Annotated in this window: 1 protein-coding gene; it reads right to left on the reverse strand. The window is 34.8% G+C overall.

What is annotated here, in order from left to right:
- Positions 1-324, reverse strand: a 324-nt coding sequence (locus HMPREF3270_RS10070; RefSeq protein ID WP_176746725.1) for a ParA family protein, incomplete at its 3' end; no start/stop codon positions are given.
- Positions 325-348: the final 24 nt, after the last annotated feature.

A 348-nucleotide genomic window follows, 5' to 3' on the forward strand; every position in this document is an offset into this window, starting at 1 on the left:
TAACTGCATATCTTTACCATCTGTCGTGCTCATATGTTTTTCATATTCATCCAATCGTAAAAAACCGCTAATGAGATCGATATTGTCACTGATGTGATGAATTTTAACTTTTTCATTAATGTGCAAAGACTCAACTTTTTCAAATATGGATAAAACTGTGTTTTTTTGATCATAGACCCCTAAAATCTGAGATAAATTACATTGATGATCGAGGTCAATCATTAAAACCTTAGCGCCTGAATCAGCCAGGTATTCAGCAAAATTGTAAGATAGTGTAGTTTTGCCGACACCGCCTTTAATAGCTGCGAATGTGATGATTTCCATCTTAACACCTCCACGCTCATTATA

Origin of the sequence: Staphylococcus sp. HMSC65H10 (genome assembly GCF_001839185.1) — a bacterium.
Lineage (GTDB): Bacteria > Bacillota > Bacilli > Staphylococcales > Staphylococcaceae > Staphylococcus > Staphylococcus simulans.